The following is a 22,310-nucleotide window of genomic DNA, read 5'->3' as shown; positions in this document are numbered from 1 at the left end:
CAGTGTTCGGCGCTAATCGGCACTGATGTGCTGCGCCTTCGCGCCCGTGGCTGCGTTGCAAATCCTCGCGATGCCACTGGGCATCGCTGCGGTTTGCGCCTTGCCACGAGCACGAATCCGCTGGCACATCAGCACCGCTTAGCACCGAACACTACACTGGGCGCACATGAAAAACGGGCCATCGCGGTCTTCCCGCGATGGCCCGTCGGATGCCGGCCGGCGCTTACTTCGGCGCCGACGCAGGCTTCGGTGCGGAAACCGGCTTCACGCTCGTGCCCGATGCCTTCGGGGCCGCGGCAGCCTTGCCGGCCGGGCTCTTGGTCGTGCTCTCGGCGAGCAGCGACTTCGATTCCTGGACGGGCTTGCCTTCGAGCTTGTTGAGCGCCTGCTGCATCATGAAGTCGTCGGTGCTGCCGAACTCGATCGGCTTGCGATCGCGATCCTTCTGGCGTTGCTCCGGCGTCTTCTTGTCGTTCTGCTCTTCGAGGACGCGCAGTTGATCCATCCGGCGCTGCTCGCGATCCTCCTGTTCCTTCTTCTCGTTCGGGTCCTGCGTGTTCGCGAGGTGGTTCGTGTAGTCGACCTCGCGCGTCACGAGCACGTCGTCCGGATCGCCGTCCGCGTACTGATCGACCGGCACGTCGGGCGTGATGCCCTTGTTCTGGATCGAACGGCCGCTCGGCGTGTAGTAGTACGCGGTCGTCAGGCGCAGCGCGGTGTCGGCCGTCATCGGGCGGACCGTCTGCACCGAGCCCTTGCCGAACGTCGTCTTGCCCATGATCTGCGCGCGCTTCGAATCCTGCAGCGCGCCGGCGACGATTTCCGACGCGGACGCCGAATACGCGTTCGTCAGCACGATCATCGGCACGGTCTTGAAGACCGGCGGCAGGTTCTTCAGCGGATCGCCGTCGAAGGAGGGCAGGCGATAGTTGTCGTACGTATCGCGGTAGACCTGCTTCGAATCGGGGATCTGGCCGTTGGTCGACACGACGACGGAGTCGGGCGGCAGGAACGCGCCGGCCACGCCGACCGCGCTCTGCAGCAGGCCGCCGCCGTTGTTGCGCAGGTCGAGGACGAGGCCCTTCAGGTTCGGCTGCTGGCGCGCGATGTCCTGCAGCTTCTGCGCGAGATCGGGCGTCGTGCGCTCCTGGAAGCTCGTGATGCGGATATACGCGTAGCCCGGATCGAGGATCTTCATCTTCACGCTCTGGACCTTGATGATCGCGCGCGTGACCGTGACCGGGAACGTGCGGTCGTCGCTCTTGCGGAAGATCGTCAGCGTGACCTTGGTGCCCGGCTCGCCGCGCATCTGCTTGACGGCCTTGTCGAGCGTCATGCCGCGCACCGGCTTGTCGTTGATGCGCGTGATCAGGTCGCCCGGACGGATGCCGGCGCGGAACGCGGGGGTGTCCTCGATCGGCGAGATCACCTTGACGAGGCCGTCTTCCTGCGAGATCTCGATGCCGAGACCCGCGAAGCGGCCCTTCGTCTGCTCCTGCAGCTCGTCATAGTCGGTCTTGTCGAGGAACGACGAGTGCGGGTCGAGGCTCGACACCATGCCCTTGATCGCCGCCGTCAGCAGCTTCTTGTCGTCGACCGGTTCGACGTACTCGCGCTTGATCTGGCCGAATACTTCCGCGAACAGGCGGAGCTGGTCGAGGGGAAGCGGCGCCGTGGCGGTCTGCTCGGCCGACGCGGAAATCTGCAGCGTGGCGAACACGCCCGTGGCAAGGCCCGCGGCAATCAGGCCGATGTTCTTCAATTTCATTCGCATAGAGAGTCTGGTGCGGTCGGGAAGCGCGTGGCGGTAGCGGGGATATAGCGGACAAGTATAACTGTTCGTCCGATGACTCAGTGGAACGCCGCGAAAAGCTGCGAACAGGTGCTGTAAACCAGGCCCGGAGAAGGCCCGGCGGGGCGCCGCCGACGTGCCGAGGGTTCGAAAGCGGATTCGACAGCAGCGGGGCCGCGAAGGTTCGCGCGGCGTGCCGGGCCGGCCGGGCACGCCGCGCCGGACGCGGCCCGCCCGGCGCGACGGGCGTCAGCCCGCCTTGCCCTGCTTCGCGACGGCGGCCTGCGCCTGCGCGATCGCTTCCTGGTCGCCGAGGTAATAGTGCGTGATCGGCTTCAGGTTCTCGTCGAGCTCATACACGAGCGGCACGCCGTTCGGGATGTTCAGGCCGACGATGTCGCTGTCCGAGATGCCGTCGAGGTACTTGATCAGCGCGCGCAGCGAGTTGCCGTGCGCGGCGATCAGCACCTGCTTGCCGGCGCGGACCGCCGGCGCGATCGATTCGTTCCACAGCGGCAGTACGCGCGCGACCGTGTCCTTCAGGCACTCGGTGAGCGGCAACTGCTCGCGCGGCACCTTCGCATAGCGCGGGTCGTCGAACGGCGCGCGCTCGTCGGTCGGCTCGAGCGCGGGCGGCGGCGTGTCGTAGCTGCGGCGCCAGACGAGCACCTGCTCGTCGCCGAACTTCGCGGCCGTTTCCGCCTTGTTCAGCCCCGACAGCGCGCCGTAGTGGCGCTCGTTCAGGCGCCACGAATGGACGACCGGCAGGTACATCTGGTCCATCCGGTCCTGCACGTGCCACAGCGTGCGGATCGCGCGCTTGAGCACCGACGTGTACGCGATGTCGAACGTGTAGCCGGCCTCCTTGAGCAATTCGCCGGCCTGGTAGGCCTCGTTGCGACCCTGTTCGGTCAGGTCGACGTCGACCCAGCCGGTGAAGCGGTTTTCCTTGTTCCACGTCGATTCGCCGTGGCGGATGAGAACGAGTTTGTACATGGATCTTGCGGTCGGTAGTGAAGGAAGCGGTGCGCGTTGCGCGGCACCCGACCCGGGCCCGCCATCGCGCAAGACGGTTATTTTATAATGGCGGGATTGTCCTCATCCGATTTCTCTTTTTCCGGCGGAATTCCGTGACGTTCTTTACCGATTACACGAACCTGGCCCTCATCGCGATCCTGCTGGTATCCGGCGGCCTGCTGGCGTGGCCCGCGCTGCGCCGCGGCCGCGGCGGCCTGTCGGCTGCAGAGGCCACCCAACTCATCAACCGCCGCAACGCGGTCGTGATCGACGTGCGCGCCGCGTCCGATTTTGCCGCCGGCCACCTGCCGTCGGCGCGTCAGGTCGCGGCGGGCGAGATCGGCGCGAAGATCGCGCAGGTCGCGAAGAACAAGAGCACGCCGGTGCTGCTCGTCTGCCAGAATGGCCAGCAGTCGCAGAAGGCGGCGCGCGAGGTCGAGGCGGCGGGCTACGCCGAGGTGCACGTGCTCGAGGGCGGCGTGGCCGCCTGGCAGCAGGCCGGGATGCCGGTCGTCAAACAAGGAGTGGCGAAGTGAGCAAGGTTTTGATGTACAGCACGCAGGTGTGTCCGTATTGCATCCAGGCCGAGCGCCTGCTGAAGCTGCGCGGTGTCGAGCAGATCGAAAAGGTGCTGATCGACCGCGATCCGGCACGCCGCGAAGAAATGATGACGCGCACGGGGCGCCGCACGGTGCCGCAGATCTATATCGGCGACACGCATGTCGGCGGTTACGACGATCTGTCGAAGCTCGACCGCGAAGGCGGGCTCGCACCGCTTCTGCAAGCGGCCTGATTAGGGCAGAATGGCCGCCGGCCGCGCCGCGGCTTGGGCGCGCAGGATTCATCCGTGGCGGCCGGCGAGAAGCCGGGCCGCTCCGTCACCACTTTTAGGGAAACACCATGTCCGACGTCGAAAACCAACCGTTCTTCAACATCCAGCGCGTCTACCTGAAGGATATGTCGCTCGAACAGCCGAATTCGCCGGCGATCTTCCTCGAGCAGGACATGCCGTCGGTTGAAGTCGAAGTCGACGTCAAGGCCGACCGCCTCGCGGAAAGCGTGTTCGAAGTCGTCGTGTCGGGTACCGTCACCGCGAAGGTGAAGGACAAGGTCGCGTTCCTGATCGAAGCGAAGCAGGCCGGCATTTTCGACATTCGCAACATTCCGGACGAACAGCTCGACCCGCTCGTCGGCATCGCTTGCCCGACGATCCTGTTCCCGTACCTGCGCTCGAACATCGCCGACGCGATCACGCGTGCGGGCTTCCCGCCGATCCACCTGGCGGAAATCAACTTCCAGGCGCTGTACGAGCAGCGTCTCGCGCAGCTTCAGCAGCAGCACGCCGGCGCCGAAGGCGCGCCGAACGGCACGACGCTGAACTGACGTTTCACTCGGACCGGTGCTGGGTATGAAAGTAGCCGTTCTCGGCGCCGGTGCCTGGGGCACCGCGCTCGCGGGCCATCTGGCCGCGCGGCACGATACGCTTCTGTGGGCGCGCGACGCCGCGCTCATCGCCGGGCTGCAGGCCCGGCACGAAAATTCCCGCTATCTGGACGGCATCGCGCTGCCTGACGCATTGCGCTACGACGCCGATCTCGGCGCCGCGCTCGCGCATGGCGCCGCGGACGACGCGCTGTGCGTGATCGCGGCGCCCGTGGCCGGGCTGCGCACGCTGTGCCACGCGATGCGCGACTCAGGCTGCGTGCCTGCGCATATCGTCTGGGTCTGCAAGGGGTTCGAGGCCGATACGCATCTGCTGCCGCATCAGGTGATCGCGGCCGAGCTGCCCGAACAGCGCAGCAACGGCGTGCTGTCGGGGCCGAGCTTTGCGCGCGAGGTCGGGCAGTCGCTGCCCGTCGCGCTGACGGTGGCGAGCGCGTCCGCCGATTGCCGCGAGCGCACGCTCGCCGCGTTCCATCACGGCGCGATGCGGATCTATACGGGCGACGACGTGGTCGGCGTCGAGGTCGGCGGTGCGGTGAAGAACGTGCTGGCGATCGCGACCGGCATTTCCGACGGCCTCGGCCTCGGGCTGAACGCGCGCGCCGCGCTGATCACGCGCGGCCTCGCCGAAATGTCGCGGCTCGGCGTCGCGCTCGGCGGCCGTGCGGAAACCTTCACGGGCCTCACGGGCCTCGGCGACCTGATCCTCACCGCGACGGGCGACCTGTCGCGCAACCGCACGGTCGGCCTGCAACTGGCGGCCGGCCGCACGCTGAACGACATCCTCGGTGCGCTCGGCCACGTGGCCGAAGGCGTGCGCTGCGCGCAGGCCGTGCTCGCGATCGCGCGCGCGCAATCGATCGAGATGCCGATCACCGAAGCCGTGTGCGGCGTGCTGTTCGACGGCATCGCGCCGCGCGACGCCGTCAGCGGCCTGCTGCGGCGCGACGCGCGCGCCGAGTAGCGCGGACGGGCGCCGCCCGGCGCGCTCGCGCCAAGCGCGCGGCGCCAAAGCGCACTACGCTTGAACAGTCTCCGGCGTTCCGGGAGGTTGTCATGCTGCAGATCCATTCCACCACGCTCGACGCGCAGCTCGTCGACATCACGACGCTCGAGGTCGACGTGATCGTCAACGCGGCGAACGGCTCGCTGCTCGGCGGGGGCGGCGTCGACGGCGCGATCCACCGCGCGGCCGGCCCCGGCCTGCTCGCCGAGTGCCGCACGCTCGGCGGCTGCGATACGGGCGACGCGAAGCTCACGCGCGGCCACGGGCTGCCGGCGCGCTACGTGATCCATGCGGTCGGCCCCGTGTGGCACGGCGGCGATCGCGGCGAGCCCGACCTGCTCGCATCGTGCTACCGGCGCGCGATCGAACTGGCCGAGGAGGTTGCCGCGACGTCGATCGCGTTTCCGGCGATCAGTTGCGGCATCTACCGCTATCCGGCGGGCGATGCCGTCGACATTGCAGTCGGCACCGTCGCCGAAATGCTGCCGCAGGCGCCGAACCTTGCGCGCGTGGTGTTCGCGTGCTTTTCTTCCGACATCTACGACCTGTATCGCGCACGGCTCGCGCGGGCCTGACGCTGCCCGCGCCGCGCACGCGTCAGGCGCCGCCTTCGAAGCCGGCCTGGCGCCACGCCTCGAACACGACTACCGCGACCGTGTTCGACAGGTTCAGGCTGCGGTTGTCCGGCCGCATCGGCAGGCGCACGCGCTGTTCGTTCGCGAAGCGTTCGAGCAGCTCGGCGGGCAGGCCGCGCGTCTCCGAGCCGAACACGAACCAGTCGCCCGGCAGGAACGCATGATCGTGGAAGCGGCCCGAGCCGCGCGTCGTGAACGCGAACATCCGCGCGGGATCGGGCGATTCGGCCGCGACGAACGCGTCCCAGTCGCGGTGCACGCGCATCTGCGCATATTCGTGGTAGTCGAGGCCGGCGCGGCGCATCCTTGCGTCGTCGAGCGGGAAGCCGAGCGGCTCGATCAGGTGCAGGTGTGCGCCGGTGTTGGCGCACAGGCGGATCACGTTGCCGGTGTTCGGCGGAATTTCGGGGGCGACGAGGACGACGTTGAACATGTTTCGGTTTGGCTGGGCCGGCCGGGGCGGGGCAACATGTGCTCCGCCCCGGCCGGCCGGTTCGTGACGGCTACGGCCGCGTGCAGGCGGCCGGCCTCCCTATCTAATTAATCCCTGGCGGTGCGCAGCGCAACCAGATTCGTCACGCGCGCGGCGCCCGCCGCCTTCAGTGCGTGCGCGGCCGCCGCGAGCGTCGCGCCGGACGTCATCACGTCGTCGACGAGCGCGATGTGGCGGCCCGCGACGTCGCCCACCACAGCGAACGCCGCCATCATGTTGTCGCGCCGCGCGCGCAGCGCGAGCCGCGACTGCGGCGCGGTGTCGGCGACCCGCGCGAGCAGCGCCGCATCCGCGTGCACGCCGAGCCGGCGCGCGAGCGGACGCGCGATCGCCCATGCCTGGTTGTAGCCGCGTGCGACGAGCCGCCGATGCGACAGCGGCACCGGCGCGACCAGGTCGAAGCCGCCGGTGCGTTGCGTATCGTCGACCAGCCGGGCGAGCCGGGCCGCGAATTCGGCGCCGAGCGCGAGCCGCGCATGAAACTTCAGGCCGCGCGCGAGCCCGTCGAGCGGCGCGCGGTAATCCGCGAGCGCGAGCGTCGCATCGAACGGCGGCGGCGCGGTGCGGCACGCGTCGCAGCGGTACGCGGCCGCGCGGCCGGCGCCGGTGTGCCCGCCGCGGAGCGGGCGCGAACGCAGTTGGCCGATGCCCAGCGGCAGTGCGCAGGCGTCGCAGCGCAGCCGCGCTTCATTCCAGTACGCGGCGTCGCAGGCAACGCAAATCACGGCGTGTGACAAATTGCCGCACAGCGCGCAGCGATTCGGCAGCGCGACTGCGGCGACGCGCACCGCCAGCGCGCGAGCCTGCGACAAAACGACGCGCATCGTGCGCGGAGCGGAACTGCGGATCATCGCGAACACTCCTGGCGGCCCCGTCTCGATGAAGCCTGCGGGGCGAGCGAGTATACTTCGGGCTCTTCGCCAGTGTGCCCGACATGTCCCCAGCTTCGACTTCAACCGGCCGTCCGGCCAATGACGCCAGGCGCCTGCGGCGGATCTTCGATCGCCGTGCCGCCACGTTCGACGCGGTCGCGTTCCTGCCGCGCGAGATCGCGCAACGGATGAACGAGCGCCTCGAATACATCAAGGTGAGCCCCACGGCCGTGCTCGATGCGGGCTGCGGCCCGGGCGACGACCTGCCGGCGCTGCGCGCGCGTTTTCCGGAGGCGCCCGTATTCGGCGTCGACCTGTCCGGCGCGATGCTCGCGCGGGCCGGTCAGCGCGAGGTCGAGCAGACCAACTGGCGCCGCTGGCTGCCGGCTTCGCTCGGCCGGGCGCTGGGCCAGCGCGGCCCGCGCGTCGCGCAGGCCGATTTCGCCGCGCTGCCGTTCCCGGGCAGCGCGTTCGACCTGATCTGGTCGAATCTCGCACTCCACTGGCATTCGCGTCCCGACGCGGTGCTGCCTGAATGGCAGCGCGTGCTGCGCGTGAACGGCTTGCTGATGTTCAGCACGCTCGGCCCCGACACGCTGCGCGAGCTGCGCGCGGCCTGCGCGGACGCCGAAGCGGCGCTCGGCATTGCGCTGCCCGCCGCGCGCGTGATCGATTTCGTCGACATGCACGACCTCGGCGACATGCTCGTCGAGAGCGGCTTCGAGATTCCCGTGATGGACCAGGAAGTGCTGACCGTCACCTACAAATCCCCCGACTCCCTGCTGGCCGACGTGCGCCGCTGGGGCGCCTATCCGTTCGAGCGGGCGGCGCCGCAGCACGCGACGCGGCGCTTTCGCGCGGCGCTCTGCGATGCGCTGGAAGCGCGCCGGCGCGCGGACGGCACGATTCCGCTGACCTTCGAAGTGATCTACGGCCATGCGTGGAAGGCCGTGCCGCGCACGACCGCCGAAGGGCACGGGATCGTGCGCATCGAGGACATCGGAAAGGGGCGTCCGAAGAATCGGTAAAGCGGTAAAGAGGGGTTTTGTTATGTCTGAAATTAGCGGCGCAAAGCGGGGTCGAAATGGCGCCAAAAATGGCCGGAAAGCTTGTCGCGCTTGGCTTGCGGGGCGATAGGCGCTTGCTTGTGGATGCCATTGAACCCGCCTATAATGCGTCAGCTTGTCGTCCCGGGGTCCCCGCAATACGGGGCGACGAGTCCGATGCAGGCATGCATCGCATGCCATTCGCGTGAGGCGGCGATGGAAGCAGCGAGGGTTTTGGCGGAGACGACGAACGGCGAGCCGGTCCTCGAAGACTGGCTGATGAAACGCAACTGTTCGGCGTCGCCACGCCAGTTCGTGCTGTTTTACGCGTCGCTCGCAGGCTTCTCGCTGGTGATCGCGGGGCTGCTGATGTGGTGGGGGGCTTGGCTCGTCATGCCTTTCACCGGAATCGAGTTGCTGGCTGTGGGTGTCGCATTTGCGATCTATGCTCGCCATGCGGTCGATTACGAACGCATCAGGCTGTTTCCGCACCGGCTCGTGATCGAGCGGATGGATGCGGAGCGGCTCACGCAGATCGAATTCAACCCGCGCTGGGTGCGGGTCGAGCCGGGTGCGACGCCACGCGATCCGATTCGACTGGTATCGCGCGGGCAGACCGTCGTAATCGGGCAGCATCTCGCGCAGTACAAGCGTGCGCAGTTCGCCGATGAACTGCGCGTGTCGCTCAGGCGCTGCGGCTGACGAGGCGCGGGCACCGGCCGGGAACAGGCCGGCGGCTTGCGACGGGGGAGGGTTTGAATGGAAATTTTGGGTAAGGATGCTATGAAAACAATCAAGCGAGCCCTCGCGGGCGTGCTGGCATGCAGCGGTTTGCTCTTTGCCGGTGCCGCCCTGGCGGTCGGTGATAGCCCGGGCGGCCCCCGTGTCAACGAGATCAACTTTCAGCCGCCTGTCACGAAGATCGCCGAGGAGCTCTACGATCTCCACACGATGATGCTGATCCTGTGTACGGTGATCTTCGTCGGCGTGTTCGGCGTGATGTTCTATTCGATCTTCGCGCACCGCAAATCCAAAGGCCACAAGGCCGCCAATTTCCATGAAAGCACGACCGTCGAGATCATCTGGACGATCGTGCCGTTCGTCATCGTCGTGCTGATGGCGCTGCCGGCGACGAAGGCCGTCGTCGCGATGAAGGACACGACGAACGCCGATCTCACGATCAAGGTCACCGGCTACCAGTGGAAGTGGGGCTACGACTACGTGAAGGGCCCGGGCGAGGGCATCGGCTTCCTGTCGACGCTGACCACCCCGCGCGACGAAGTGATGGGCAAGAAGCCGATCACCGACACCTATCTGCAGGAAGTCGACAACCCGCTCGTCGTGCCGGTCAACAAGAAGATCCGCATCATCACGACCGCGAACGACGTCGTCCACTCGTGGTACGTGCCCGCGTTCGGCGTGAAGCAGGATGCGATTCCCGGCTTCGTGCGCGACACGTGGTTCAAGGCCGACAAGGTCGGTACCTTCCGCGGTTTCTGTACCGAGCTGTGCGGCAAGGAACACGCGTACATGCCGGTCGTGGTCGAAGTGCTGTCGGAAGACGACTACGCGAAGTGGGTCACCGCGCAGAAGGCCAAGATGGCCAGCGCGTCGGTCGATCCGAACAAGGTCTACACGATGGCTGAACTCGTCGCGCACGGCGAGGAAGTCTACAAGGCGAACTGCGCAGCCTGCCACCAGGTGAGCGGCAAGGGCCTCGGCGCGTTCCCGGCGATGGACGGCAGCCCGATCGTGAACGGCCCGATCGCCGGCCACGTCGAGCGCGTGCTGCACGGCAAGGGTGCCATGCCGTCGTGGGCGTCGCTGTCGGACCTCGACATCGCATCGGTCATCACGTACGAGCGCAATTCGTGGGGCAACCACAAGAACGACCTGCTGCAGCCGAAGCAAGTGGCCGACGCACGCAACGGCAAGATGCCGGCAGACACGGCAGGCGCAGCGGCGCCGGCCGAAGCGGCTTCGGCACCGACGCAAGCCGCGTCGGGCGCAGCCGAGCAGCCGGCGGCAGCGTCGGCATCGGCCGCACTGTCGACGATCTACTTCGAGACGGGCAAGAGCGTGCTGCCGGCCGACGCGAAAGCGGCGATCGCCGCCGCGGCCGACTATGCGAAGGCGCATCCGGACGCGAAGCTCGCGCTGTCGGGCTTCACCGACAAGACGGGCTCGGCCGACGCGAACGCCGAACTGGCGAAGCAGCGCGCACAGGCCGTGCGCGACGCGCTGAAGGCAGCAGGCGTGGCGGAAGACCACATTATTCTCAAAAAGCCGGAAACGATCACGGGCGGGGCTGACGCCAAGGAAGCCCGGCGTGTCGAGATCGGGCCGGCGGCTTGACGTGTCGCTGAGTTAGTCGACGTATTCGCATTAGGAGATTCTCATGTCTAGCATCGGGCACGACGTAGCCGCGGACCACGCGCACGACGACCACGCGCACGAAATGCCGCACGGCTGGCGGCGCTGGCTGTATGCCACCAACCACAAGGACATCGGTACGCTGTACCTGCTGTTCTCGTTCATCATGTTCCTGTCGGGCGGCGTGATGGCACTCGGCATCCGTGCCGAGCTGTTCGAGCCGGGCCTGCAGATCATGCGTCCGGAGTTCTTCAACGAACTCACGACGATGCACGGCCTGATCATGGTGTTCGGCGCGATCATGCCTGCGTTCGTCGGCTTCGCGAACTGGATGATTCCGCTGCAGATCGGCGCGTCCGACATGGCGTTCGCGCGGATGAACAACTTCAGCTTCTGGCTGCTGCCGGTCGCGGCCGTGCTGCTGGTCGGCTCGTTCTTCGCGCCGGGCGGCGCGACGGCCGCCGGCTGGACGCTGTACGCGCCGCTGTCGACGCAGATGGGCCCGGGCATGGACTTCGCGATCTTCGCGGTCCACATCATGGGCGCGTCGTCGATCATGGGCGGGATCAACATCGTCGTGACGATCCTGAACATGCGCGCACCGGGCATGACGCTGATGAAGATGCCGATGTTCGCATGGACGTGGCTGATCACGGCCTACCTGCTGATCGCCGTGATGCCGGTCCTGGCAGGCGCGATCACGATGGTGCTGTTCGACCGCCACTTCGGCACGTCGTTCTTCAACGCGGCAGGCGGCGGCGACCCGGTGATGTACCAGCACATCTTCTGGTTCTTCGGCCACCCCGAGGTGTACATCATGATTCTGCCGGCGTTCGGGATCGTGTCGCAGGTGATCCCGGCGTTCGCACGCAAGACGCTGTTCGGCTATAGCTCGATGGTGTATGCGACGGCCTCGATCGCGATCCTGTCGTTCATGGTCTGGGCGCACCACATGTTCGCCACGGGCATGCCGGTCACCGGCCAGCTGTTCTTCATGTACGCGACGATGCTGATCGCGGTGCCGACGGGCGTGAAGGTGTTCAACTGGCTCGCGACGATGTGGCGCGGTTCGATGACCTTCGAAACCCCGATGCTGTTCGCGATCGGCTTCCTGTTCGTGTTCACGTTCGGCGGCCTGACGGGCCTGATGCTCGCGATGGCGCCGCTCGACATCCAGTATCACGGCACCTACTTCGTGGTCGCGCACTTCCACTACGTGCTGGTGGCAGGCTCGTTGTTCGCGCTGTTCTCGGGCTGGTACTACTGGGCACCGAAGTGGACGGGCTGGATGTACAACGAGACGCGCGGCAAGATCCACTTCTGGGCGTCGATGATCTTCTTCAACCTGACGTTCTTCCCGATGCACTTCGTCGGTCTCGCTGGCATGCCGCGTCGCTATGCGGACTACCCGGCGCAGTTCACGGACTTCAACCAGGTGGCGACGATCGGCGCATTCGGCTTCGGCCTCGCGCAGGTGTACTTCCTGTTCGCAGTCGCGCTGCCGGCCTACCGTGGCGGCGGCGAGCTGGAAAAGGCGTCGGACAAGCCGTGGGATGGCGCGACGGGCCTCGAGTGGACGGTGCCGAGCCCGGCTCCGTTCCACACGTTCGAGCAACCGCCGCACGTCGAGTAAGTTTCACCGTGCGTTCCGCCGCTGCCTGCCGCGCAGGCAGGCGCGGCGGGCGCCGAACCGAAGTTTCAGATGAACCGGAATCCACCAGAAAGACGAACGCCCGAGCAGATTCGCGCGGGCAACAAGCGGCTCGGCCTCATCCTGCTCGTCATCGCCGCCGTTTTTTTTGTGGGTGTCGTGATCAAGCAGTGGTGGCTGTCCACTCACTGATGCAGTAACTGACGCAGTAGCGAGGAAGTTGTCGTATGTCGAAGCCGGAAGACGGCGCCGTCGATCGCGCGTTCAATCGTTCGATGCTGGTGAAGCTCTTTGTCGTGGCCGGGCTGATGTTCGGTTTCGGCTTCGCGCTGATCCCGATGTATCGGGCGATCTGCCAGATCACCGGCATCAACAACCTGGTGCAGCGCGACGTCAGCGAGCGCGAGGTGAAGAACTCGCAGGTCGACACCAGCCGCACGGTGTCGGTCGAGTTCGATGCGAACGCGCGCGGCCCGCTCGGTTTCAAGCCGGAGCACAACAGCCTCGACGTGCACCCGGGCGAATTGACGACGATCGTGTACGACGTGACGAACGGGCAGGGCCGGCCGGTCGTTGCACAGGCGATTCCGAGCTACGCGCCGAAGCAGGCGACGGAGTTCTTCAAGAAGATCGAGTGCTTTTGCTTCACGCAGCAAACATTGGCCGCGAACGAGTCGCGCAAGATGCCGGTGGTGTTCGTGATCGATCCGAAACTGCCGAAGGACGTGAAGACGATCACGCTGTCGTACACGTTCTTCGAGCTGAATACGCCGGCTGCACCGGCGCCGGCGACGCGCAGTACCGCGGCGCAGGGCGCGGCGAAGCCGGACGCATGACGACGGAGGCGGGGCGATGACGGAGGTCAAGCGGGGCGGGTCGTTCGGCCAGGCGGTGAAAGCGGTGCTGTGGTCGTTCTTCGGGGTGCGCAAGCGGCGCGACCTGGAGGCCGACGCAACGCAGCTCAATCCGCTGCACGTGCTGATCGTCGCGTTGATCGCGGCCGGTGTGTTCATCGGCGTGCTGATCCTGATCGTGCGTGCCGTCGTGGGCTGAGGCCCGCGGCCACGAAAGAATGCAGTGCGCGGCGCCACGGCGCGGCGTGCAGGAACGAGCGGTGGCGGTCGCGCCGCGCAAGAAATAAAGCCGGAGCGGTTTCCGGTACACAAATTGGACTGAAGTGGAGAATCAAGCATGAGCGGTCAAAACCAGACCCCGTACTATTTCGTGCCGCATCCGTCGCACCATCCGATCAGTGCGGCCATCGGGCTGCTGGTCATGCTCGGATCGACGGCGCTGTGGATCAACGGTCACGACTGGGCGCCGTTTACGGCGCTGCTCGGCCTGCTGTGGTTGCTCTTCACTTTGTATCACTGGTTCGGCGACGCGATCGCCGAATCGGAAGGCGGTCAATACGGCAAGAACGTCGACAAGTCGTACCGCTGGAGCATGAGCTGGTTCATCTTCTCCGAAGTCATGTTCTTCGGCGCGTTCTTCGGCGCGCTGTTCTATGCACGTGAAATCGCGCTGCACCAGCTCGGCAGCCTCGACTACAAGCTGATCTGGCCGGACTTCTCCGCCGTGTGGCCGAACGAAGGCCCCGCCGCGCTCGCCGGTCACTTCAAGACGATGGGCCCGTGGCCGATCCCGACGCTGAACACGGCATTCCTGCTGTCGTCGGGCGTGACGCTGACGATCTCGCACCACGCGCTGCGCGACGATCATCGCAACAAGGCGATCGCATGGCTGGCCGCGACGCTCGCGTTCGGTATCTGCTTCCTGTTCCTGCAGGGTTTCGAGTACTACCACGCGTACAACGAACTGAACCTGACGCTGAACTCGGGCGTGTACGGTTCGACGTTCTTCCTGCTGACCGGCTTCCACGGTTTCCACGTGTTCCTCGGCGGCACGATGCTCGCGGTGGTGCTGGTGCGGATGATCCGCGGCCACTTCAAGCCCGATCACCACTTCGCATTCGAAGGCGCCGCGTGGTACTGGCACTTCGTCGACGTCGTCTGGCTCGGCCTGTACGTCGTCGTCTACTGGCTGTAAATGGAACAACGGCCCGCGCAGCAATGCGCGGGCCGTTTTCATTGGTGTTGGCGCGGCAGCGGCTGGCTGCGTGTCGACACCACCCTGGCGCCGCCGCGACTCAGTCAGGCGGCGCTTTTGCTTGGTGGCGCGGCCGTGCGGCGAAATGTCACAGCGGTTGCAGCGGTCGCATCGGTTGCAGCGGGCCGCGGCGATAAATGCGTCAACGCCCGATCGGCAGGCCGGTCGAATGGATCCAGCCCATCCAGTTCGCGAGCAGGATGAACAGGAACAGCGAGACCGACAGCCCGACGCGGGTGGCGAGCGACCAGACCATGCGTTTCGTGTGGCCGCGGTCGTGCATCATGAAGTAGAGCGCCGAGCCCATGCTGGCAATGATGAGGACGAAGGCGATGGGAACGAGTATGTGCATGACACGAACCGGACGACGGCAATTCGAAAGGAAGAGGATAATTATCGCACTTCGTTTTCGCGAATGTGCCCGGCGGGTCGCATGATGAAGATCCGCTGGCTGCCTGCGCTGCTGATTCTCGTCGTCGTCGCGGTCACGATCCGTCTCGGCTTCTGGCAGCGCGACCGCGCGCATCAGAAGGAAGCGCTGCAGGCGAGCATCGAGCGCTTCGAGCATGCGGCGCCCGTCGAGGTCGGTGCGCAGCCGATTCCGCTCGCGTCGATCGAGTTTCATCGCGTGCGGGCGAAGGGCCGCTTCGTGCCCGAGCAAGCCGTGTTCCTCGACAATCGGCCGTATAACGACCAGCCGGGTTTTTACGTCGTGATGCCGTTTAAACTCACGGGCGGCGGCGTGGTGCTCGTGAACCGCGGCTGGCTGCCGCGCAACATCGCCGATCGCACGGCGATCGAGTCGTTCGCGACGCCCGCGGGCGACGTCGAGATCGTGGGCATCGCGCGCGCCGACGCGTCGCGTGCGTTCGAACTCGGCGAAGGCGGGTCGGCGGCGCACCAGAAGATCCGGCAGAACCTGGACGTTGCCGCGTATGCGAAGGAAACGGGGCTGCCGCTGCAGCCGTTCGTGATCCAGCAGACGAGCGACGACGGCGACAAGCTCGTGCGCGACTGGCCGGCGGCGACGACCGGCGTCGAGCGCAATTACGGTTACATGTTTCAGTGGTGGGCGATGGCGGCGGCCGCGCTCGGCTTCGGCCTGTACGCCGCGCGGCGTGCGGCGAAGAAGTCGGCCGGCGCGTGAGCGCCATGCCAGGACGCGGCGCAGGTGCCGCGGGTTCGTTTCGAGAGGTCTGATTTGTCCATGCAATCTTCCCGTCAGGGTCCGGCCGCTGCGCCGATCTCGCCTGCGGCCCGCAAGCGCGGCCGCTGGATGCTCGTGCTGCTGGGTCTCGTGTGCGCGGCGCCGATGCTCGCGTCGTACTTCACCTATTACGTGATCAAGCCGAAGGGCGGTTCGACGAACTACGGCACGCTGATCGAGCCGCAGCGCCCGATCCCGGCGGATCTTCAGGTCACCGACGAAACCGGCAAGACGGTGCCGCTGTCGTCGCTGCGCGGCGTGTGGCTGTTCGTGATGACCGACCGCAGCGTGTGCGACGACGCCTGCGCGCAGAAGCTCTATTTCATGCGCCAGATCCGCGTCACGCAGGCGGGCGAACGGCACCGGATCACGATGGTGTGGCTGCGCAGCGATGCGGGCGCGATGCCGCAGAAGGTGCTGGAGGCCTATCCGGACACGCGCCGGCTCGTCGCCGATCCGGCCGCGGTGGCCGCGTGGCTGCCGGCCGACGCCGGCACGAAGGACAGCGACCATATCTACATGGTCGACCCGAACGGCAACCTGATGATGCGTTTCCCGAAAGACCCGAATCCCAGCAAGATCAAGTCGGACGTCACGAAGCTGCTGAAGTGGTCGAGCATCGGCTAAGGCAATACAACGAGGCACCATTCCGATGTCGTATCTACTGCAACTCGGCCTGATCGGCCTCTGCATCGCGCTGCTGCCGCTGTCGTACGTGTGGGTGAAGGCCGACGACGACAAGTTCCGCAAGCTCGTGTGGATCACCACGTTCCTGACCCTCGACCTGGTGATGTTCGGCGGCTTCACGCGGCTGACCGATTCGGGGCTCGGCTGCCCGGACTGGCCCGGCTGCTATGGCACGTCGTCGCCGTTCATCGCGCACGCCGCGATCACGGCCGCGCACCAGGCGATGCCGACAGGCCCCGTCAGCATGACGAAGGCGTGGATCGAGATGATCCACCGTTATTTCGCGATGGCGATCGGCGTGCTGATCATCGCGCAGGTCGTGATCGCGTGGGCCGCGCGGCTGCGCCGCCGCCCGCTGCACGTGTCGCCGTGGTGGCCGACGAGCCTGCTGCTGCTGATTCTCGTGCAGGGCGCGTTCGGCGCGTGGACGGTCACGATGAAGCTGCAGCCCGTGATCGTCACGATCCACCTGCTGCTCGGCCTCACGCTGCTCGGCACGCTCGGCTGGCTCGCCGCGCGGCAGACGCCGCTGCCGTCTCATGACCCGGAGGCCGGCCGCTACCGCGCGGCCGCGCTCGCGGCGCTCGTGCTGCTGGTCGTGCAGATCGCGCTCGGCGGCTGGGTGAGCACCAACTACGCGGTGCTCGCGTGCACCGATTTCCCGACCTGCAACGGCCAGTGGATCCCGCCGATGGACTTCCAGCACGGCTTCCACCTGTGGCGCGCGCTCGGGATGACGAAGGACGGCGACGCGATCACGCAGGATGCGCTGGTCGCGATCCACTGGACGCACCGCACGTTCGCGTTCGTCGTGGTCGCGTACCTGGTCGCGTTCGCACTGAAGATGCGCCGCTTCGAATCGCTGCGGCGGCCCGCGAACGGCGTGCTGCTGGTCGTCCTGCTGCAGTTCGTGTCGGGCCTGACCAACATCGTGCTGCAGTGGCCGCTGCCGGTCGCCGTCGCGCACAACGGCGGTGCCGCGATCCTGCTGCTGCTCGTCGTCATGTTAAACTTTCGCATCCTTTCAAGCCGCCCCGGCCGTGTCGCGCAGCCTGCGCGCGACGCCGCCCCGGCGTGACCGCCCCCATGCAAAGCACCCTCTCCCAATCGCCCGGTAGCCGCTTTTCCCAGTACATGGCGCTGACGAAGCCGCGTGTCACGCAGCTCGCGGTGTTCTGCGCGGTGATCGGCATGTTCCTCGCGACGCCGGGCATGGTGCCGTGGCGTGTGCTGATCGGCGGCACGATCGGCATCTGGCTGCTGGCCGGCGCCGCGTTCGCGATCAACTGCCTCGTCGAACAGAAGATCGACGCGATGATGCGCCGTACCGCATGGCGCCCGTCCGCGCGCGGCGAGATCACGACGCCGCAGATCCTGGTGTTCTCGGCCGTGCTCGGCAGCGCCGGCGCATGGACGCTCTATACGTTCACGAACCCGCTGACGATGTGGCTGACGATCGCGACGTTCGTCGGCTACGCGGTGATCTACACGCTGCTGCTCAAGCCGATGACGCCGCAGAACATCGTGATCGGCGGCGCGTCGGGCGCGATGCCGCCGGCGCTCGGGTGGGCCGCGGTCACCGGCGCGGTGCCCGGCGACGCGTGGATCCTCGTGCTGATCATCTTCGTATGGACGCCGCCGCATTTCTGGGTGCTCGCGCTTTATCGCCGCAAGGATTACGAGAGCGCGGGGCTGCCGATGCTGCCCGTCACGCATGGCGAGAAGTTCACGCGGCTGCACATCCTGCTGTACACGGTGATCCTGTTCGCGGTCACGCTGATGCCGTTCATCTCCGGGATGAGCGGGGCTGTCTACCTGACGAGCGCAGTGCTGCTCGGCGCGGTGTTCCTCGCGTATGCGTGGAAGATCTACCGCGACTATTCGGACGAACTCGCCCGCAAGGCCTTCCGCTACTCGATCGTCTATCTGTCGCTGCTGTTCGCTGCGCTGCTCGTCGATCACTATGCACGCCCGCTGCTCGGCGTGTAACCGCACGGTTTGAACGCAATGCTCCATTCACGGTTCGGGCGCCGCGCGCGCCAAGGCTGGATGGTCGCGTGTGCATTCGCGGCAGCGCTGCTGCTCGCCGGATGCGACAACGCGCCGAAATTCCAGAATCTCGACATCACCGGCAACACGCAGTTCGGCAACGACTTCTCGCTGCCCGATACCGCCGGCAAGGTGCGCACGCTCGCCGACTTCAAGGGCAAGGCAGTCGTGATGTTCTTCGGCTATACGCACTGCCCGGACGTGTGCCCGACCACGATGGCCGAGCTGTCCGAGGCGCTGAAGCAACTCGGGCCCGATGCCGCGAAGCGCGTGCAGGTGCTGTTCGTCACCATCGATCCGGAGCGCGACACGCCGGCGCTGCTCGGCCAGTACGTGCCCGCGTTCGATCCGTCGTTCATCGGCCTGCGGGCGGCCGACGAAGCGGCGCTGAAGAAGGTCACGAAGGATTTCCGCGTGTACTACGCGAAGGTGCCCGGCAAGACGCCCGGCAGCTACACGATGGATCACACCGCCGCGAGCTATGTGTTCGATCGCGACGGCAAGCTGCGCCTGTTCGTGCGCGACGGCCAGGGCCCCGGCCCGTGGGTCCACGACCTGAAGCTGCTGGTCGGCTGACCGGCAGCCGTCGGGCGCCCGGCCCGGCGTTTCGCGTGACGGCCGTGTTGCGCCGTCACGTAGTCTCTCTTTCCCTTGTCGTTTGCACGCGCTGCCCGCCGGGCGGCGCGTCGGCACGCGCGTGCGTGCCGCGCAGGTGCCGCGTTACGGCAGCGCCGGCACGTTGAAGCCGGATGCGGCGCGCGTGATCCGGAATTCCGTCACGCGATACGTGGCGAGCCCCTCGGTGACGAACGGGTCGGTCTTCAGGATCGCGTCGAGTTCGTCGCGATCGATGCGGGCCGCGAGGATCACGCCGCCTTCGCGCGGTACCTTCGGCCCCGCCGCGATGAAGATGCCCTTGTCGAACAGCGGCTGCAGATACGCACGGTGGCGTTCGAGCGCGTCGTCGATGCGCTCGAGCGACGCGGTGTAGTGGATGTCGATGACGTACATGGATGGCCCTGGAATGGCGCCGGCGCTTCGCGCGCCGGCCAGCCGGTCTTTTTAGCACAGCGGATGCGGGCTGTCGCGCCGGGGCGCGCGTTGCGGGGTGGCGGCTGCGTGTCGGCCGCCGGTTCGTCGCACCGGCGCGTATTCAAGTTGTAAGTCTCGTTGCCGTAAATAGAAAGGCAACCGTTTGCGCGCGGCAGGCCGTTCGTGCGCATCGTGTGCATCGACATCGACAAAGGCACGCAGATGAGCAGAATGAGTTTGAATCGCAAGCTGTGGCTCGCGCTTGCGCTGGTATGGATCGGTCTCCTGGGCGTCGGCGCCTGGAGCGCCTACGAGACGCGCGCGACGATGCTCGCCGAACGCAAGGCCGGCATCGCGAACCTGGTCGACTCGGCGGCCGGCATCGTGAAGTCGTATCACGCGCTCGCACAAGGCGGCGCGCTGCCCGAGGCCGACGCGAAGCGCGACGCGCTCGCGAGCCTTGCCGCGATGCGCTACGGCGATTCGGGCTACGTGTTCGTGATGGACTCGACGCCGGTCGTACTGATGCATCCGACGCTGCCGAAGCTGGTCGGCACGCAGGTCGGCGACTATCTCGATCCGGACGGCAAGCCGCTGTTCGTCACGATCCTGAACGCCGCGAAGGCGACCGGCAGCGGCTTCGCCGAATATCGCGGGCGGCTGCCGCACAGCGAGACCGCCGTGCCGAAGATCAGCTACGTCACGCGGTTCGCGCCGTGGGACTGGAACATCTCGAGCGGCGTGTTCCTGAAGGACATCGACACCCTCTACTACCGGACGCTGCTCGGCCACCTCGCGGTCGTGTTCGTGATCGGCTTCGTGATCAGCGCGGCGATGCTGGTGATCATCCGCAACGTGCGCGCCAGCCTCGGCGGCGAACCCGACGAAGCGGCCGCGCTCGCGACGCGCATCGCGCAGGGCGACCTGACGCAGCCGGTGCCCGTGCGCGCGGGCGACCGCACGAGCATGATGGCCGCGATGCGCGACATGCAGGCGCGGCTGCAGGCGACGATCGGCGGGATTCGCCAGTCGGCCGAATCGATCGCGTCGGCGAGCCGCGAGATCTCGGCCGGCAACGACGACCTGTCGCAACGCACCGAGGAGCAGGCCGCGTCGCTGGAAGAAACGGCCGCGAGCATGGAGCAGCTGACCGCGACGGTGAAGCAGAACGCCGACAACGCGCGGCAGGCGAGCGGGCTCGCGAACAACGCATCGGACATCGCGCGCACGGGCAGCGACGTCGTGAACCGCGTGATCGGCACGATGGGCGAGATCGACGACAGCTCGCGCAAGATCGCCGACATCATCGGCGTGATCGAGGGCATCGCGTTCCAGACCAACATCCTCGCGCTGAACGCGGCGGTCGAGGCCGCGCGTGCGGGCGAGCAGGGCCGCGGCTTCGCGGTGGTCGCGGGCGAAGTGCGCTCGCTCGCGCAGCGCAGCGCGACGGCCTCGAAGGAAATCCGCGAGTTGATCGTCGCGTCGGTCGAGCGCGTGCGCAACGGTTCGGCGCTGGTCGGCCAGGCCGGCACGACGATGGGCGAGATCCTGCAGGCCGTCGCGCGCGTGACCGACATCATGGGCGAGATCGCGGCCGCGTCCGAGGAGCAGGCGAGCGGCATCACGCAGGTCGGGCGCGCGGTCACGCAGATGGACCAGGTGACGCAGCAGAACGCGGCGCTCGTCGAGGAGGCCACCGCGGCCGCCGCGTCGCTGCAGGAACAGGCTGCGCGGCTGCGCGACGCGATCGGCGCGTTCCGGGTCGGCGACGCCGGCGGCGTGTCGTCGCGCCGGGCAAGCGAACGGGCGATCGAGCCCGCGTTCGGCACGAAGGCGGCCGACGAGGCGGCGGTGGCGTGACGCGTACGGCCGAGGCCGATGCGCGATTAGCTCAAACGCAACTAACGGCCGAGTCGCGCGTCCACCGCCAGCACCGCTGCGGTGCATACCCATATGAGCGGGATGTATTTCACTTCCCGTCGATCCTGTGACACCATTTGCGCCTTCCTGCGAGTCCGGGCTTACCCGTATCGCGCCCTATTTCCAGTAAGCAAGAAAGCGAGAAACAGATGAAGCGTCGCAGTCTCCTGAAGGTATTTTCCGTGCTGGCCACCGGTGCAGCGCTGACGCTGTCGGCGGGCGCGCACGCCGAGGACAAGGTGATCAAGGTCGGCACGGTCGCCGGCCCGGATTCGGAAGTGTGGCAGCTCGTGCAGAAGGTCGCGAAGGAGAAGGAAGGCCTGAACGTGAAGGTCATCGAGTTCAACGACTACGTGCAGCCGAACGCGGCGCTCGACTCGGGCGACCTCGACGCGAACAGCTTCCAGCACCAGCCCTACCTCGACAGCCAGGTGAAGCAGCGCGGCTACAAGATCGTCAGCGCGGGCCTGACCTACATCTCGCCGATCGGCGTGTACTCGAAGAAGTTCAAGTCGCTGAAGGACCTGCCGCAAGGCGCGAAGCTGGCGGTGCCGAACGATCCGTCGAACGAGAACCGCGCGCTGCTGCTGTTGCAGACGCAAGGCGTGATCAAGCTGAAGGCAGGTGCAGGCACGGGCGGCAACAACGCGACGGTGCTCGACATCGCCGAGAACCCGAAGAAGCTGAAGATCTCCGAACTCGATGCCGCGCAACTGCCGCGCGTGCTGTCGGACGTCGACGCGGCCGTGATCAACACGAACTACGCGCTGGCCGCGAACCTGCAGCCGACCAAGGACGCGATCGCGCTCGAAGCGCTGACGAGCCCCTACGCGAACCTGATCGCCGTGCGCGCGAAGGACAAGGACCAGCCGTGGGTGAAGAAGCTGGTCAAGGCTTACCAGTCGCCGGAAGTGAAGGAATTCATCAAGAAGCAGTTCAAGGGCTCGATGGTCGCGTCGTTCTGAACGCCGCACACCG

General features: G+C 66.8%; 26 protein-coding genes. 20 read left to right on the top strand and 6 right to left on the bottom strand.

The window, feature by feature from the left end:
• Positions 1-223: 223 nt before the first annotated feature.
• Together LXM88_RS20430 and gpmA are read right to left on the bottom strand one after the other, a co-directional pair.
• On the bottom strand, positions 224-1,774 hold the full coding sequence (locus LXM88_RS20430; RefSeq protein WP_262536643.1) for a S41 family peptidase: 1,551 nt from the start codon (positions 1,772-1,774) through the stop codon (positions 224-226).
• A gap of 267 nt (positions 1,775-2,041) precedes the next feature.
• The gene (gpmA, locus tag LXM88_RS20425) at positions 2,042-2,788 is read right to left on the bottom strand and encodes a 2,3-diphosphoglycerate-dependent phosphoglycerate mutase (RefSeq protein WP_262536642.1); all 747 of its coding nucleotides are present in this window, start codon (positions 2,786-2,788) and stop codon (positions 2,042-2,044) included.
• A 134-nt stretch (positions 2,789-2,922) separates the two neighbouring features.
• Between gpmA and LXM88_RS20420 the strand changes: the two genes are divergently transcribed.
• From LXM88_RS20420 to LXM88_RS20400, 5 genes are all read left to right on the top strand, one after another.
• A complete protein-coding gene (locus LXM88_RS20420; RefSeq protein WP_034179117.1) occupies positions 2,923-3,345 on the top strand; it encodes a rhodanese-like domain-containing protein in 423 nt (140 codons plus the stop codon).
• Positions 3,342-3,602, top strand: a complete 261-nt coding sequence (gene grxC / locus LXM88_RS20415) for a glutaredoxin 3 (protein WP_124615792.1) — start codon at positions 3,342-3,344, stop codon at positions 3,600-3,602. The genes LXM88_RS20420 and grxC overlap by 4 nt, the downstream gene beginning before the upstream one ends.
• Positions 3,603-3,709: 107 nt before the next feature.
• Positions 3,710-4,192, top strand: a complete 483-nt coding sequence (gene secB, locus LXM88_RS20410) for a protein-export chaperone SecB (protein ID WP_047899099.1) — start codon at positions 3,710-3,712, stop codon at positions 4,190-4,192.
• A gap of 25 nt (positions 4,193-4,217) precedes the next feature.
• A complete protein-coding gene (locus LXM88_RS20405; RefSeq protein WP_262536641.1) occupies positions 4,218-5,216 on the top strand; it encodes an NAD(P)H-dependent glycerol-3-phosphate dehydrogenase in 999 nt (332 codons plus the stop codon).
• A 92-nt stretch (positions 5,217-5,308) separates the two neighbouring features.
• Positions 5,309-5,833 (top strand): O-acetyl-ADP-ribose deacetylase, encoded by a 525-nt coding sequence (locus tag LXM88_RS20400; protein ID WP_262536640.1) that lies wholly within the window; start codon positions 5,309-5,311, stop codon positions 5,831-5,833.
• Between the two features lie 22 nt (positions 5,834-5,855).
• Here LXM88_RS20400 and trmL read toward each other — a convergent pair whose 3' ends face one another.
• Both trmL and LXM88_RS20390 read right to left on the bottom strand, forming a co-directional pair.
• A complete protein-coding gene (gene trmL, locus LXM88_RS20395) occupies positions 5,856-6,326 on the bottom strand; it encodes a tRNA (uridine(34)/cytosine(34)/5-carboxymethylaminomethyluridine(34)-2'-O)-methyltransferase TrmL (RefSeq protein WP_262536639.1) in 471 nt (156 codons plus the stop codon).
• Positions 6,327-6,433: 107 nt separating this feature from the next.
• Positions 6,434-7,237 (bottom strand): ComF family protein, encoded by an 804-nt coding sequence (locus LXM88_RS20390; protein ID WP_262536638.1) that lies wholly within the window; start codon positions 7,235-7,237, stop codon positions 6,434-6,436.
• A gap of 83 nt (positions 7,238-7,320) precedes the next feature.
• On the opposite strand from LXM88_RS20390, the gene LXM88_RS20385 reads away from it, so the two are divergent.
• The 8 genes from LXM88_RS20385 (at position 7,321) to LXM88_RS20350 (ending at position 14,377) form a co-directional block, all read left to right on the top strand.
• A complete protein-coding gene (locus LXM88_RS20385) occupies positions 7,321-8,286 on the top strand; it encodes a methyltransferase domain-containing protein (protein ID WP_262536637.1) in 966 nt (321 codons plus the stop codon).
• A 195-nt stretch (positions 8,287-8,481) separates the two neighbouring features.
• Positions 8,482-9,006, top strand: coding sequence for a DUF2244 domain-containing protein (locus LXM88_RS20380; protein WP_262542887.1), 525 nt, complete (start codon positions 8,482-8,484; stop codon positions 9,004-9,006).
• A 57-nt stretch (positions 9,007-9,063) separates the two neighbouring features.
• Positions 9,064-10,659: a cytochrome c oxidase subunit II gene (coxB, locus tag LXM88_RS20375; protein ID WP_262536636.1), complete on the top strand. Its 1,596-nt coding sequence runs from the start codon at positions 9,064-9,066 to the stop codon at positions 10,657-10,659.
• Between the two features lie 43 nt (positions 10,660-10,702).
• The gene (gene ctaD, locus LXM88_RS20370) at positions 10,703-12,310 is read left to right on the top strand and encodes a cytochrome c oxidase subunit I (protein WP_262536635.1); all 1,608 of its coding nucleotides are present in this window, start codon (positions 10,703-10,705) and stop codon (positions 12,308-12,310) included.
• 69 nt (positions 12,311-12,379) lie between these two features.
• Entirely contained in the window at positions 12,380-12,520 is a 141-nt protein-coding gene (locus tag LXM88_RS20365) for a cytochrome oxidase small assembly protein (protein ID WP_165765633.1), read from the top strand.
• Positions 12,521-12,555: 35 nt separating this feature from the next.
• Positions 12,556-13,164 carry a cytochrome c oxidase assembly protein gene (locus LXM88_RS20360; RefSeq protein ID WP_262536634.1) on the top strand — a complete coding sequence of 203 codons (609 nt, stop codon included), beginning with the start codon at positions 12,556-12,558 and terminating at the stop codon, positions 13,162-13,164.
• A 16-nt stretch (positions 13,165-13,180) separates the two neighbouring features.
• A complete protein-coding gene (locus LXM88_RS20355; protein ID WP_096471841.1) occupies positions 13,181-13,381 on the top strand; it encodes a DUF2970 domain-containing protein in 201 nt (66 codons plus the stop codon).
• Positions 13,382-13,519: 138 nt separating this feature from the next.
• Complete coding sequence (locus LXM88_RS20350) at positions 13,520-14,377, top strand: cytochrome c oxidase subunit 3 (protein WP_262536633.1); 858 nt, start codon at positions 13,520-13,522, stop codon at positions 14,375-14,377.
• Positions 14,378-14,579: 202 nt separating this feature from the next.
• Here LXM88_RS20350 and LXM88_RS20345 read toward each other — a convergent pair whose 3' ends face one another.
• Positions 14,580-14,789 carry a twin transmembrane helix small protein gene (locus LXM88_RS20345; protein WP_034179103.1) on the bottom strand — a complete coding sequence of 70 codons (210 nt, stop codon included), beginning with the start codon at positions 14,787-14,789 and terminating at the stop codon, positions 14,580-14,582.
• An 84-nt stretch (positions 14,790-14,873) separates the two neighbouring features.
• Between LXM88_RS20345 and LXM88_RS20340 the strand changes: the two genes are divergently transcribed.
• The 5 genes from LXM88_RS20340 to LXM88_RS20320 are packed head-to-tail and all read left to right on the top strand — an operon-like array spanning position 14,874 to position 18,956.
• A complete protein-coding gene (locus LXM88_RS20340) occupies positions 14,874-15,584 on the top strand; it encodes an SURF1 family protein (protein ID WP_262542886.1) in 711 nt (236 codons plus the stop codon).
• 60 nt (positions 15,585-15,644) lie between these two features.
• The gene (locus LXM88_RS20335) at positions 15,645-16,271 is read left to right on the top strand and encodes an SCO family protein (RefSeq protein WP_262536632.1); all 627 of its coding nucleotides are present in this window, start codon (positions 15,645-15,647) and stop codon (positions 16,269-16,271) included.
• A 25-nt stretch (positions 16,272-16,296) separates the two neighbouring features.
• Positions 16,297-17,409 carry a COX15/CtaA family protein gene (locus LXM88_RS20330; protein ID WP_262536631.1) on the top strand — a complete coding sequence of 371 codons (1,113 nt, stop codon included), beginning with the start codon at positions 16,297-16,299 and terminating at the stop codon, positions 17,407-17,409.
• 8 nt (positions 17,410-17,417) lie between these two features.
• On the top strand, positions 17,418-18,320 hold the full coding sequence (gene cyoE, locus LXM88_RS20325; protein WP_262536630.1) for a heme o synthase: 903 nt from the start codon (positions 17,418-17,420) through the stop codon (positions 18,318-18,320).
• A gap of 18 nt (positions 18,321-18,338) precedes the next feature.
• Positions 18,339-18,956, top strand: a complete 618-nt coding sequence (locus LXM88_RS20320; protein ID WP_262536629.1) for an SCO family protein — start codon at positions 18,339-18,341, stop codon at positions 18,954-18,956.
• A 144-nt stretch (positions 18,957-19,100) separates the two neighbouring features.
• Here the strand turns inward: LXM88_RS20320 and LXM88_RS20315 are convergent, their stop codons facing one another.
• A complete protein-coding gene (locus LXM88_RS20315; RefSeq protein WP_034179097.1) occupies positions 19,101-19,391 on the bottom strand; it encodes a YciI family protein in 291 nt (96 codons plus the stop codon).
• 243 nt (positions 19,392-19,634) lie between these two features.
• Between LXM88_RS20315 and LXM88_RS20310 the strand changes: the two genes are divergently transcribed.
• Both LXM88_RS20310 and LXM88_RS20305 read left to right on the top strand, forming a co-directional pair.
• Positions 19,635-21,272 carry a methyl-accepting chemotaxis protein gene (locus tag LXM88_RS20310; RefSeq protein WP_262536628.1) on the top strand — a complete coding sequence of 546 codons (1,638 nt, stop codon included), beginning with the start codon at positions 19,635-19,637 and terminating at the stop codon, positions 21,270-21,272.
• A 209-nt stretch (positions 21,273-21,481) separates the two neighbouring features.
• On the top strand, positions 21,482-22,297 hold the full coding sequence (locus tag LXM88_RS20305) for a MetQ/NlpA family ABC transporter substrate-binding protein (RefSeq protein ID WP_262536627.1): 816 nt from the start codon (positions 21,482-21,484) through the stop codon (positions 22,295-22,297).
• Positions 22,298-22,310: the final 13 nt, after the last annotated feature.

Source organism: Burkholderia sp. S-53 (assembly GCF_025560745.1).
Classification (GTDB): Bacteria; Pseudomonadota; Gammaproteobacteria; order Burkholderiales; family Burkholderiaceae; genus Burkholderia; species Burkholderia pyrrocinia.
This window is presented reverse-complemented; position numbering and strand designations above follow the sequence as displayed.